Here is a 13,349-nt window from a genome sequence, read left to right as displayed (position 1 = left end):
TCTAATTCTATTTGATTCGCGTTCTCTCATATCGCTTTTAGTCTAAACTCCAGTACATGAGTAACGCTGGCATCCCACTGCGGGTAATTCAGGAAATCTCAGGGCATCGGAATTTGGAACAGTTGCAGCGTTATTTGGAAGTGACTGACGAGCAGGTGTTAGGGGCGGCGGCGAGTTTGGCGATGCTGTCACCTGTGGTTATTAATGGTGTAGAGCTAGACACAGATAAAAACTTGAAATTGACGCACATTATCCCTAATAGGGATTTTGGTTAGAAAAAAGTAGGAAAGGTGGGATAAGTAGGATGTTTTTAACCAGCTATTGTATAGCTAGTTGTTTATCTGTAACATTTAAATTGCATCCGATTTAAAAAAGTAAAAGGAGCATTATGGATCCATTAGTTAGTGCTGCTTCAGTTATAGCTGCCGCTCTCGCAGTTGGTCTAGCTGCGATTGGCCCTGGTATAGGTCAAGGTGAGTCCGCTGTTAACCCTAGCCAGCGTGCCGGAAGTCCTGCACCGAATATCCAACTACTCGGTAAGTGAGAATATACAAATATAGAGTGACAATTTATTTGTTGCTCTATATTTTATAATCATTCAACATAAAATATTTTATGTTGAATCAGTTTCTTATAAGGCTTGAATTGGGAAAAATGTCGGGAAATGGGATTTAGGCGACATGTCAAGAGATAGGGCAGGGAACATCACCCATCATTTACCTCTAAAAGCCGCCTTAACTCCTGCTTTAAAACCTCTGGATCTGGCAAATAAAGTTGATATCTCGACACAAAAAGCTGATTAGAAATACCACCCGTCGCATACTCAACCAAAATCTCATCCTTATCTCGCGCCAACACAATCCCTATCGGCTCGTTGTCATCCTTCATATTCTCCTCAGCGCGAAAATAATTTAGATACATATTCATCTGTCCAATATCCTGATGACTCACCGCTCGCGTTTTGAGATCGATTAAGACAAAACACTTGAGAATGCGATGATAAAACACCAAATCCACAAAAAAATGCGTGTTGTTTAACGTAATTCGGTATTGCTGCCCAATAAATGCAAACCCCTTGCCCAACTCAAGTAGAAACTTCTCTAACTCAGCAATTAAACGATTTTCTAACTCACTCTCACGATAATTGCGGTCTGGTAAATCCAAAAACTCGAACACATAAGGATCTTTGACCACATCCCGCGCCGACTCGATCCGTTGCCCATCCTTAGCCAGTGCCAAAATCTCTGCCCGATTCTTACTCAACGCCACCCGCTCGAACAAAGCCGAATCCTTCTGGCGTTTCAACTCCCGCACACTCCAGCGATCTTGGATGCACTGCTGCTCATAAAATGACCGCGCCAAATCATCGGAAATAGCTAAAAGCTCCGTATAGTGCGACCAACTCAATTTGCCAGACAGTGTTTGGCAATTCTCATAGTTCAAATAAAACAGACGCATATACTGCAAATTAGAACGGCTAAACCCTTTACCATACGCCGCTTTCAAATCTCGTGAAAGCACCTGTAACAACTTACTGCCATATTCTGCCCGTTCCTTGCCCGCTTGCTCAAACTCGACAATATAACGCCCAATCTGCCAGTAAGTTTCTACTAAAACTGAATTAACCTGCTCAAAAGCCCGTTGTCGCCCCAACGCCAAACACTCACCAATGCGATCTAACAACTGCTGATATGAACCATCATTAACCGTTAAATCACTCATAACTCAAACCCCAACGAGAGCCAACTGCGTCTGAAATCTCCAAACAATTCTTTATGCAAGATAGGACGATCCAAACCAATAACGCTAAATGGAGCCTCACCATTACGTACATTCCTGTCCATTGCTACGAAAGGGCGAGGTATCCCGGCTGAACCCCCAAATCATGGGGCTGATGCCCAAGATAAAAATATGAAGCTGGTAGATGACAAATTGCTCAGATTTGGACATTTGGTCATCTTACCGCATGGCCAGTCCTATCTCCCCCGAAAAAAAAATCGCTTTCCATGTACAAGTTTTGCAGAAAAAATGGGAACTATAAAAAAGTAATAATTTGTACAAAAATATGCGTCAATGCTGCGTGCCAGGTTGTAATCATCCTGCTGAACTTGAAGTAATTTTGTATGACTTTTATTTAAATGACGGTGGTGAAGTATTTTCAGAGCAAGATTCCACTTGTCCTTATATCTGTGCTGAACACGCCGTAAAAAACGAAAAACAAGCAGAAGGTGTGCGCGAACCTCGCGGAAGTATTGTTTATCCTTATACAAATCAGAACGAAGCTAACGGTTTTACCATCTATCGACCAGTAGCCAGCAGCTAGCTGTAGTGGACTGTGAAGATAGAATCTTTTCTTTTAGGTATGCAAAGGTCAATTCCTTTAATGCCATAAAAGAGGAGTTAGTCTAGCTTAGTCCAACACAGAAATATTCCCGTAAAAATGCTCATTTATCCCAACAATAATTTGTCAAGCTTATTTGAGTAAGTTATTTTCAAATTTTCAATACTTTAATTCCATATCCCTAGTTTTGAAAAAAAAAGTATGAATCCATCTGATGTTGTAATGTTCTATAAATTAGCTAAAGGTAGTGAGGCAATATGGAACGAATTATGGCATGGTGGTAAAGAAGATTTAGGTGAGGCTAATATACAAGACAGTAGCAGTTGTTTATGGGAAGTCAAGGTTCGCAAAACAGGATATAGGGGACGCTACCTGAAGATTAAATCAAAAACAGGTTCTAGTCTAAAAATGAGAGCATCCGCAGATAACTATAAACCAGGGGAGTATTTAAGTATTACGCCCGATGAATGGGAAGTGTTTTACCTACTTGCTCACAATGGCAATGACATAAAACTTTATACTTGTGCCAAAAGTATTTTAGATAGGTTTGTGAGGAGGTAAATTTTGGCTGTGTAGAATTGGTCAAACTAGTTTACATGGTTTATTATCAATTTCTAACTTAGAAAAATATATGTTTCCTCTACCTATTGAACAAATAGCAGTTAATTTATTTTGGAGTTTAGCTAATGATGAAAAAACTAAAAAACAAGTCTACAAATTAGGACTATTTTTTTTTGATAGTATACAGGTTGCAACAGGAAACGTCAATCTTCATTCACCTGAAGAAGCTGTAAAGATAGCAATTAGTACTTGCATAAGAAAGGATAGAGAAAACCAAGCAAGAGTAGCTGCATTTGTAACTGCTTTATATTTACAGTATGAAATTGAAAGAGCAGCACAAATAGGAGGTAGCTTACTTAATCGGTTTGGAAAATCATGGTTTCCTCATATTAAGGATAGAGAAATTCGTTTTGCATTAAAAGTAGACACAGAATTAGAAAATTATCTCTACAATCAAATCCTAAATGAGAGTTTTTAATTTCTACATCGTAAAACACTAGTTTCACGACATCCCTGTGAAGAAGAAAGCAGCCAAAAATTACCGATCGCGGTCTTTGGCGGAAAAGGTGATTATCAATTCAACCCCTGATTAACCCGCAGAGCGATCGCTCTCTTAGCGGTAAATGGTGTAAGTGGTATTGAGCCGAGGTGTGTAATTTTTGGCAATATGAAATCAGTGTTCTAGTTAAACTGTAAGCATTTTTGGGAATCCTTATATAAAGAGAAGGATTTAGGGTATTTCTATGGCTCAAGTAGTATGTGAACAATGCGGGCATCAATTTGAAGCTGAGAACCATTTAGCGACTACTGGATCTGTTATTGCAGGTGCAGCAGCTGGTGCTTGGTTTGGTTCACGCATAGGCATCGTGGCGGGGCCTTTGGGAGGAATTGCTGGAACTATTCCGGGGGCTGTGATTGGAGGAGTTTTAGCAGGTCTTGGGGCCAGTAAGGTAGTCACCTGCCCTTCCTGCGGACATACATTTCTACTTTGAACTACTTTGGTTTGGTTTTAGGGCAGAAAGAGGTAATTCCTATTACAGCTAGTTAAATTAAATATATGATATTTGGAAAGCTTGCTAGCAATGAATGTGATGGATTCATTGCTTTTTTTGTTCAATCTTTTGTGCTTTTGAAAGTATTAGAATCATGCTAAAAGCAAGTATCTAGTCCAACAAGTTTCTACCTTGTTCATACCCTCAATATTTAATTTTTATCTTAGGTATTTATAGTTTTCGGATTGTATAGGGAATAATAAAATTTAAATACCTTGTCAAACCAGGCTGATATTTCTCAAGTTAGCTATTTTTAGTAAATCTTAAATATGAATAATGAATTTACACCTTTAACCTGTGATGAGGATGTCATTCTTTTTGAAAAAGATACGTTTAAAATCAGTAGATTAAAAGAACTGCTCTCTACAGATATGAATAATAAGGTACATCAACAAATTTACAATCAGCAAACTCAAAAAGCCGACAATTTAGTTATTAACTCATTCGCTAAAGTCTCTATTGGTCAAGAACGTATCGAATTAAGTGAAATTCAATCTCACTTTCTCAAAAACTGCCAAATTCTTAGAATAGGTAGCAAAGGTTGGCAGAAAGGAAAGCTGAAAATTCAAGTAAGTAAATCAATGAGCGGCCAGAAGCAAGATAAAGTTTATTTAGAATTCTGCCCTGATGAACCTGATGAGCATGAATCGCCTTTAGATGATCTTCGGAAAATGATATAAGCAACAATACAAAGGCGAATAGCACTACTTAAGGGTTTGCACATCAGGCTGCAAAAGGTGATTTTGACGATATCTCTTTCAAAGCGCCGACTGTAGAGCTTTGACACTTAGATCAACTAATTTCTATTTCCTGATCTATCAGTCAGAGCAATAGCTCCCCAATTGCTATATCTAGTGTGTTCCTAGCTCACGTGTTATGGCTGTATGAGTCAGATAATCTAGATTAAAGAATAAATAATCAAGAATATATAATATTGAATATATCATGTATAATATTTGCCACATAAGCAAACTGAGTCAAATGTAAACGTGACCCAAAAACTGGCTGTCTTCAACATGAAAGGAGGGGTGGCGAAATCGACCACCGTTTACAACTTAGCTGTGGGTCTGGTCAAGTTTAAAAAGCAGCGGGTATTAGTTATTGATATCGACCCACAAGGAAACGCTAGTGCTGCACTAGGGATTCCCATCTGGCAGCTAGAATTTCAGCTAAAAGATGTGTTGCAGCACAAGGTTCCGCTAGCACAGGTACTGGTGACAACTGCTAGTGGTGTAGATGTAATACCATCTAACATCTTGCTGGCAGAAGAAGAAATTCCAATATCTGGTCGTCCAGGCAGAGAACTGCTACTCAAAAAAGCGATCGCTCCAATATTAGATAAATATAATTTTGTGCTGATAGATTGTCCGCCTAACGTGGGTGTGTTTGCCATCAACGCACTGATGGCCAGCGATGGGGTAATCATCCCAGTAGACATGAGCTATTTAGGATTGTTGGGCGTTCAAGGAATTGAACACGCTCTGACTTTGGTTAGAGATCAGCTAGATCATCCCATTGCGATAGCAGGTGTGCTGGCAACTCGGTATGACCGCAGGAACAATCTTAGTAAAGAAGTTTTGGATGCCCTAACTGAGCATTTTGGCTCAAAGATGTTTAAGACGGTGATTCCTGAGACGGTGAAAATCCGAGAAGCACCTTCTCACGGGCAATCTATTTTTGAGTACGACCCAAACGGTGTAGGTGCTTCTTCTTACCGCGAATTAGTATCGGAGGTTTATAAATGGCAGTAAATAAAAATAAGTCGCGTTCAGTTCTCGGTGCTAATCCTTTAGCAAAAGGGGTTTTTAACAAAACTGAGGTAGAAACTCAGTCAACTTCAGAAATAATCAATAATCTTGATTCTAGATTCTTGATTAAAGGTGATAGAGAAGCAGTCAATCTGCGCCTGCCTATTGAACTGAACGACTGGCTCAACGATCTACTAAAAAAAGGTAAGCGCAAGCATGGTGCTAAAGTACCGAAAGAAATTTGGGTGCAAGCTGCTTTGGAATTGTTCAAGGCAATGCCCGTAAACTGGGAAGAGATTGATTCAGAGGAGAATTTGCAGTCAGCACTATTGAATCTAGAAACTAGAATAAAGAATCTAGAATAAAGAATTTAGTGACTCTAAGACAATTTATTTGCGATCGCCACCAGCAAAGTAAGACGTTTTACGTCGAGTTCTAGAATCACTCACTACAGCACCTCAAAGGGCTAGAGCTTGCTGCTACATCAGGCTGGCTTGTTTCTTCAGAGTACAGTACATATTCTGCCCTAACCCAAAAGCAAATATTTACTCTGGCAAAAACCCCAACTAATCAACTTAGCTGAGGTTTATAACTTGCTTGATACAGGATAGAGAAACTCTGATTTATTTGAGATTAAAGAATATCTCAATTAAACAGTTTGAATGCTTTGCTCGGATGTAGTATTGCTTTGCCCGTTGCCATTACCAGCTTCTATGGCAGATGTTGCTCCTTGAGCTTGACCTAAATTCACTTTGAATACCTTATTCTGTTCTTGCTCCAGTTTGGGCAAAGTCAGATTTAAAATCCCATCTTTCAAATCTGCCTGAACTTGTTGATTCTGAACTTTGTTCGGCAGAGGTATTACTCTAGTGAATTTGCCATAGCGAAATTCGGAACGAACGTTACCTTTGGATTGGGAACGTTTTTGGTAACGATGTTCACCAGAAATTGAAACTGCCTCCTGAGTTACTTGAACATCCAGGTCTTTAGCCTCTACACCTGGAATTTCGACTCTCAATAGTAAAGAAGAACCATTATCATGCAATTCAGCAGCAGGAACCCACGCCGCTTCAATCGATTGAGAAATCTCTTCGTTACCGCGCGAGGCTGTTGCCATTTCAGAGAAGATTTGATCCATTTGACGACGTAGCAGTTCTATTTCTCGAAATGGTTCCCAACGAATAAGTGCCATATTTGTGTCTTCTCCTTAACTTTCTAATTCATTTGAAGGTAATTGAACGAAGTTTTAGAGGTGATTCAATTGAGAGGTTGAAAGCATTTAAAATTACTCAACCTCTACTTTTGTAGAGAAGCTTTATTGCTTCTCTCTACTAAGTAATTTAATCAAGCGAAAATTTTCAAACAATTGGGTAAACCGTACAAAGAGCAGTCGCATTTCCCGTATCGAAATCTTGGGATTAGGCTATTTAGTACTGTACAGACTTTGGGCTAATAAACCTATTGCATATAAAAAACCCTGGAGAAATGCCAACTCTATCGAGATTGCAATTTATTCAGGGTTGTAAAGTGTATATTTATGGCACGTAAAAACGTAAACTTAGTATTCCCAAAAATTTTGGGATTTAAACATTAATAGATTTGATTTTCAGGGGGGCGTGCGGAGAGCAACCACAGAGTATATGCTCTACTGTCTACCATCTAAACCCAAATTACACGATTGTCGCCTCAATGCCAAAAAAGCGATCGCGTAAGATCAATATATATAGGCAGCTATTACACGTAATGGCTCTAACGTGTAACACGAGCGCTAACTTTCAACGGTAGTCTTCATTTTTCAGCGCAAACTTCCCCCTGGATATGACGTTTCTATAACTGCGGTCTGGCAGATACGCCTTATTTTAGGAGCAGACCTACTCGGTAGGGGATTACTCCGGGTTAAAGCCTCCGTGTGAGGATTGAGGGACAAAGGAACCATCACCCTCCACGGTCGGAGATGGAGTTGGGACAGCGCGGTTCTGTGAAGGTTTCAGTATTGCCTCGAAGAGCGCATGTCCTGCTTGAGTGACGACACGATCAGCAACTGGAGGTGCATTCGAGTCCAAAGCAGCTTTTACCTGTGCCTCGACATCAGCGACAAAACGGCTGATACGTAGTCCTTCGTTGGCGTACCACCATTTCTGGCGCTCTCCCATCTGTGGTGTCCAGTGACTTCCGCCAATTGCCAGAATGTTCCCCTCGCTATCGCGCTTCTCGACTCCGCCATGATGAATTCCCACAATCTCCCACTGGTTATTGTAAAGCGGCGCACCAGAGGAACCCTGTTGAGTGTCCGTCTCATAGTGCAGCCACATGTCTTGCAGCGCCGTTAGCCGATTCTCGCGCAGGCTCACCTGACGTGGCTGTCCCTCTGGGTGATGAATGGAGTGGATCATCTCGCCCTTGGCCAGTTTGCCCTCTTCTCGAACAAGAACGTTGTAACCAAACTCGGCGAGGTTCGCGTCCGGTCTTCGGCTGTCGGCACGGGCACGGTCGGTAACGGCCACTAAGGCGTAGTCCATACCTCCCCGGGCCGGATGAGAGACGAAAAAGATTTCTGGGGCGAGGTCAAAAATGGCGGAGAGCAGAACTTCTCCTTCAAAAGTCTCCTCATAGTCAAACTCTACCCGACTGAACCGCGCTGTCTCCAGCGAATCTAAGACATGCTGGTTAGTCACCATGAGGTTTGGGGCAACCAAAAACCCAGTTCCCCATCCAACGCGCCGACTTGCGTCACGGATGTGAATGCGCCCGACCGTTCGGCGAAGCTCTGTCCCCCGCGTGAGAAACCAGCAGGGCTGGGTGTCATTGCCGCCGATCTGACGTTCCAAGGCACGTTGCGCTGACTCTGGGGCTTCGCCGACCGGACTGGTGGCTAGGGCCTCACGATTCTCCTTGCTTAGAATCATAGTCAGGCTTTGGTTCGCCAGCAACCGCATCTTTCGCTTCTCAATACGTTCTGGGCTGTCTGCTTTCAAAAGCTCGCCCTGCTGAAGATACTGGCGAGTCTTTTCTCGCTCCTTTTCTGATGCTGTCAAACGCTGGGTTATTTCTTGCTGAACCTGGCGGGGAAGTTCCATCATACTTTTTCCTTCTTGCGTGCGACAAAACAGGATGAGGCCGTGCTAGGGTTTACGATTCAGATAAAATAGCTACAGGCTTAGGTTTTCGTAGTTTTCCTGAAGGCGGATACGATCCCGGCCTGCTTCGAGTCCATCTGAGGAGAGCGGCAGCTCATGCGCTTTCAAATAGTCGAAGTCAAGATTAGTACGTTCCTTAAGGTGGTCTAGTGCGACCCGATAAGTACCAGAATCGAAAGCGGCTTCAAAGCGCAGCATATCCTGAATTAACTTGCCTTGCTCCAGCACATACGCCGCTGTTGCCAGTGTGCCGTCCGCTTTCACGTAGGCGATGATCTTCCAGAAGGCGAGCGGAAGACGAACACCCTTGTAGATGGGATCTTGGTCATCCATCACCGGACCAGTAAACACCGTGACCTTCCGGTTGCGCGCATCAGCGTTGTTCAGGATGTAGTTTTCCAGTCCTTGCCACAGGTCTTGCCCTTGGTTAAATTTTTCATGCTGAGGAGAGCAGTTCGTGAAGTGAAAGGTATCATCGTTGGCGCGACTGGCCAGAGAACCCCAGACCGGATCAAGGCGGCGAACTAGATGGCCTCTATCCAAGGCGTTGCGGCGATAAAGTGCCTCGCCAATCTGCTCCGATTCCGCAATCCGGGAATCGAAATACCAGCGATCCCCTTCACGTGACAGGTCGGTACTCTGGCTACCGTCAATATTGACAACGGTATAGTAGGCAAGCTGACGGCGACGATTCATAACGATGCTGAAGTGGTTATAGGGTAGCACGGTTGGATCGTCACCCTGGACAGCATCACTGTTCTTGGCGGCGTTCCGCCGTTGCTCGTCAGTCAATTTAGGTAAGGGGACGGCGATACCCAGAAATTCCGAGTTGTAGCCCTTGTAACCTTGGTAGTACGAACGGGGACGAGCGGCTTCTTGCGACAATTCAGATGTAAAGCTTTCGGTAGGCGTGGAAACTTCCGGGCTGTTCCCGATACGTACTGTGATGCTTACAGGAACCGTTAACGTCACTTCGCGCGAATCCATAAAATAACTCCTCTTATGTAGAGATTCTGAACACCTCTGTTCGGGGCGTTTCGGCATCACCAATAAAATTTTAAAATCAGCCTGGCGTTACCACATGTTGGCTCTCTAAACCTCAAACAGAGCAGATGTTCTATACTCCTTAATAGTATTGTCAATAACTGTATAATCGTTTTCAATTACTCTAACAAAGGAAAAATATTAATCCTGGAATTGTGCAGAAAAAAGACATAATCAGTAAATTAATTCACAATCAGAATTAGTCAACCAAAGCTAATGAGTAAATACTAATGTCAAACCAGTGTAGGTCTTATTTAAGTAAATAATAAGGAAAGGTTAAGATAATTACCTTTTTGTGAAAAATCTGCTGTAATAGGTGATTGAGCAACGCTAAGTAAATTTGAGAATTTACAGCATTTTTAGGAACGTTTTTCACGTTGAGCTACACGAATGGGCTATTACGTGGAATACAAGCCTCAAAGTCTTCTCAATTCATTCATATCCCCGGTGAGGGCGTCGCCATAAAAATACCTCCTATGGAAAGCAGCAACACCTAATGCTGGTCAGTTGCTTCAAAGGTTGGAGTTTCAACTTCCAAGTTGTCCCCCCTTGTTTACTGAAAAGTCCGGCTCATTTTTGCTACTTTGAGCAAGACCAGCAGCACCAGCAATCGCCGTTCCAGTCCGTCCAAGACTAGCAGGCCATTTGGCATCATTGATTTTTGGCGAGACTAAAACAGCAACATCAATTACTTATGAGAATCTAGGTTATTAGAAGTGCTGCTCTGGTAAGCCAAATTCTTATAAGTAAAAAAGGATGGCTCATACCACCCTTTGACCTACTTTTTTGTTAATTCCTCGAATTCCGCGATCGCACTTTAAAGCGAATGGTTTATTACTTCGATTGTCATTAAGATATATGAAGGCTTTTGGTTGCAATACCCCGTATTGCTAACACTGATTGCTGTTTGCGTTTCAGCGCTAAGAGAAAAGCACTAAATGTCAATAAACCTAATGCAGGATAAAGTTCAGGGACAATAAATAAAATTGCTGAAATACTTATAAATACGTACTTTCTGCCTACGCATTTTCTCAAGTTTCAATTCGGATTGCTACATTAACCTATCTTCTTAATTATTTGCAAAAATTCCCTAACAACATCATCTGGATGCCGCTCACACCTGGAATTAATAAAACGTTGAATTATTGCTATTCCATTATGCTGGAAAAGGCGGTCTCGCTCCTGCTCATTTACTCGGCTTTCTGGTTTGTGAGAAGGGCCATCCACTTCAAGAATGCCCCATTTGCCTTCATAAAAAACGAAAAAATCTGCTTCCATGTTCCTTCTGCTATCAGTTTTTCTTGGATCAGTAAGACGGGCTAAACAATTGGGCATGAAGAGGACACCAACACGGTCAAGAGCTTTTGCTATTTGAACTTCGGCTTTTGAGCGAAACCGCATCCCCTGCCAAGTATAAATTGGTTTATTGGGATAGAACGGAACCCCTTGATTGTTAATAACCTCGTTCGTACAAGGACTTACACCACTATCTACACCAACTGCATACGTTTTTGCAATTCCAATTTTAGTTGTTTGATTATTTGATATCGACAGCAATTTTTCTTTCTCATGTAAGTATTGAAAAATTTTATTTTTGGCATTTATTATATCTTTTTGTGTGATACTTTTTTTGCCAATACAATCTGATAAGGCAGTTTGAATTATTTTTGTTTTAATTTCTATACTTGTCTCTTTTCTTAACTGTAGTCGTGCATGTACCGAAAGGTTTACATGAGATATATCTATTTGTATTACTTCGGTAATCAGCCTTTTTTCTTCATAAGCCCATGCAATTTCATAGCAGGTACTTGGAGCTAAAGAAATATTTTTATCTTGATATAACTTAGTACAAACTTGAGAAAAAGAGCCATGTTGACGAGATTTTCTTTTATCGGTTTTAAAAACTTTGAACTTTAAATACCAGAGGAAATATTCTAGTTCCTTATTGCGTTTAATTAGAGAAGCTATTGTTCTACTGCATTCTAATTCTTCTTTTGGTGATAAATACTTTTCTTCCATAATTTCTCCAGTTAGAGCATCAACTTTTATGTAAAACACAAAATCCTGAGTAATTACTCACAGTAATTTGGCTTTTTGATTATCCTGTGCAGACATCACAGACGGTTTTCTTTTTGTTCTTTCCTCAGAGACTTATTTGGTAATATACTGACTCGTTTATTGAGAATATTATCATTTTAGACGTTTTGTCTGCAAATAGCGACGTTTTGTCCGTAGACGCTTTGTCAGCACTGACTGATGATCGTGTCGTGATCCAATTAAACGACAGCCAAGACATTAAAACTCGATTTGCTAAAGCCGTGCGTCGGCAACGGCGCGAACTCGACTTAACCCAAGAACAGTTGGCTCAAATCAGTAATCTTGATCGGACATATATATCGCTTATAGAGCGTGCCGAACGTAGCCCAACACTCGAAAATGTTGAGAAGCTGGCTCACGGCTTGGGATTAAAGATTTGGGAGTTGTTTTCGCGCTATGTAGAGGAGTCTTAGGGTAATATGATTACCCTAGCTTCCATACAAAAAACTTCTGAGGGACTTCCAAAAAATAAAATATTCCTAATTAATAATGATTATCATTATTAATGAAATACCTATGAATTAATTCTTTGGGATAATTTATTTTTTGCTCTGGGAAGGAATCTTCATGAAGCGATCGCGTTTTTGTAGTTCCCCCCGACCGACGGCTGGGATGGGAAACAACCACTCGAAACAGAGCATTTGAAGCGGCTACTTTGCCCAGGCTGTGAAGCCACTGGATGGGTAATCACAAACTTGCTATCGATAAAGTGCGATGGCTACGCCCGCCGTTGGCATCGCCAAAAAATATAGGCATCTCTAATAAAAGTTTACGCTTTTTTTGAAGTCAGCTTGCATTTCGACTGGTTATATAGATATAATTACAAAAGAAATTAAAACAAAAAAAGCCAAAATTAAATATCAACCCGAAGCCGGGGACATGAGTCCCCGGTTTGTTTTTTAAGTAAACAAAAATCCTCAATTTAATCAAATTGATTGAGGGTTGAAGCGTCATAAATACTTGTGATAAATATTTATGACAGTTGAGGATTTACAAATGTTATTTTATTGCTGATTTATGAGAGTTTTAGATGTTTTACTTGGCCATAAATTAATAGTAAAAAGGGTAAATTTCGTGCCATGTGATTGATGCTAAAATGTCATAAATAATGGGAGATGTTTGATAAAATAGTTTGGTTGCTTCGAGATACATGCAGTTGATTAGATTAATAATTGCTCATTTATGTCACAGCAAATATTTCTCCCATTTGTATCAAATAACCGCTATTTATTTGACGTAATTAATTGAAGTGACAAATTGAAGTTGGAGTGATTCAAATGAACTCAATCCCAGAAACTGTGTATGATGTTTATCAACTGGAGTTTAGACTAAAAGCGATATGAGAGAACGCGAATCAAATAGAATTAGA

The 13,349-nt window shown here is 41.0% G+C and carries 13 protein-coding genes and 2 pseudogenes; 10 read left to right on the top strand and 5 right to left on the bottom strand.

Annotated features, from left to right (window positions below; genetic code table 11):
• Window positions 1-47: 47 nt before the first annotated feature.
• Window positions 48-275: pseudogene (locus RMX89_RS33755) on the top strand (tyrosine-type recombinase/integrase); the annotation flags it as partial.
• 113 nt (window positions 276-388) lie between these two features.
• A pseudogene (locus RMX89_RS33750) lies at window positions 389-484 on the top strand (ATP F0F1 synthase subunit C); the annotation flags it as partial.
• 221 nt (window positions 485-705) lie between these two features.
• On the opposite strand, the gene RMX89_RS33745 reads toward RMX89_RS33750, so the two are convergent.
• Window positions 706-1,722 (bottom strand): PDDEXK nuclease domain-containing protein, encoded by a 1,017-nt coding sequence (locus RMX89_RS33745; RefSeq protein ID WP_322692048.1) that lies wholly within the window; start codon window positions 1,720-1,722, stop codon window positions 706-708.
• Window positions 1,723-2,065: 343 nt separating this feature from the next.
• Here RMX89_RS33745 and RMX89_RS33740 point away from each other — a divergent pair, with 343 nt between their 5' ends.
• From RMX89_RS33740 to RMX89_RS33710, 7 genes are all read left to right on the top strand, one after another.
• On the top strand, window positions 2,066-2,323 hold the full coding sequence (locus tag RMX89_RS33740) for a hypothetical protein (RefSeq protein ID WP_322692047.1): 258 nt from the start codon (window positions 2,066-2,068) through the stop codon (window positions 2,321-2,323).
• Window positions 2,324-2,542: 219 nt separating this feature from the next.
• Window positions 2,543-2,902 carry a hypothetical protein gene (locus RMX89_RS33735; protein ID WP_322692046.1) on the top strand — a complete coding sequence of 120 codons (360 nt, stop codon included), beginning with the start codon at window positions 2,543-2,545 and terminating at the stop codon, window positions 2,900-2,902.
• Between the two features lie 70 nt (window positions 2,903-2,972).
• The gene (locus RMX89_RS33730; protein WP_322692045.1) at window positions 2,973-3,380 is read left to right on the top strand and encodes a hypothetical protein; all 408 of its coding nucleotides are present in this window, start codon (window positions 2,973-2,975) and stop codon (window positions 3,378-3,380) included.
• A gap of 265 nt (window positions 3,381-3,645) precedes the next feature.
• Entirely contained in the window at window positions 3,646-3,894 is a 249-nt protein-coding gene (locus tag RMX89_RS33725) for a hypothetical protein (RefSeq protein ID WP_322692044.1), read from the top strand.
• Window positions 3,895-4,223: 329 nt separating this feature from the next.
• Window positions 4,224-4,634, top strand: coding sequence for a KGK domain-containing protein (locus RMX89_RS33720; RefSeq protein WP_322692043.1), 411 nt, complete (start codon window positions 4,224-4,226; stop codon window positions 4,632-4,634).
• Between the two features lie 309 nt (window positions 4,635-4,943).
• Complete coding sequence (locus tag RMX89_RS33715) at window positions 4,944-5,705, top strand: ParA family protein (protein ID WP_322692042.1); 762 nt, start codon at window positions 4,944-4,946, stop codon at window positions 5,703-5,705.
• Window positions 5,696-6,067, top strand: a complete 372-nt coding sequence (locus RMX89_RS33710) for a hypothetical protein (protein WP_322692041.1) — start codon at window positions 5,696-5,698, stop codon at window positions 6,065-6,067. The genes RMX89_RS33715 and RMX89_RS33710 overlap by 10 nt, the downstream gene beginning before the upstream one ends.
• Window positions 6,068-6,351: 284 nt before the next feature.
• Here RMX89_RS33710 and RMX89_RS33705 read toward each other — a convergent pair whose 3' ends face one another.
• From RMX89_RS33705 to RMX89_RS33690, 4 genes are all read right to left on the bottom strand, one after another.
• Window positions 6,352-6,894, bottom strand: coding sequence for an Hsp20/alpha crystallin family protein (locus tag RMX89_RS33705; protein WP_322692040.1), 543 nt, complete (start codon window positions 6,892-6,894; stop codon window positions 6,352-6,354).
• 694 nt (window positions 6,895-7,588) lie between these two features.
• A complete protein-coding gene (locus RMX89_RS33700) occupies window positions 7,589-8,782 on the bottom strand; it encodes a trypsin-like peptidase domain-containing protein (RefSeq protein ID WP_322692039.1) in 1,194 nt (397 codons plus the stop codon).
• 69 nt (window positions 8,783-8,851) lie between these two features.
• On the bottom strand, window positions 8,852-9,826 hold the full coding sequence (locus RMX89_RS33695) for a DNA/RNA non-specific endonuclease (protein WP_322692038.1): 975 nt from the start codon (window positions 9,824-9,826) through the stop codon (window positions 8,852-8,854).
• 1,113 nt (window positions 9,827-10,939) lie between these two features.
• Entirely contained in the window at window positions 10,940-11,941 is a 1,002-nt protein-coding gene (locus tag RMX89_RS33690; RefSeq protein WP_322692037.1) for a hypothetical protein, read from the bottom strand.
• Window positions 11,942-12,087: 146 nt separating this feature from the next.
• Between RMX89_RS33690 and RMX89_RS33685 the strand changes: the two genes are divergently transcribed.
• A complete protein-coding gene (locus RMX89_RS33685) occupies window positions 12,088-12,393 on the top strand; it encodes a helix-turn-helix transcriptional regulator (RefSeq protein ID WP_322692036.1) in 306 nt (101 codons plus the stop codon).
• Window positions 12,394-13,349 lie beyond the last annotated feature (956 nt).

This window comes from Nostoc sp. DedSLP04, from assembly GCF_034530775.1.
Classification (GTDB): domain Bacteria; phylum Cyanobacteriota; class Cyanobacteriia; order Cyanobacteriales; family Nostocaceae; genus Nostoc.
Note: the sequence above shows the minus strand (reverse complement) of the source record. Positions and strands in the feature narration are given on the sequence as shown.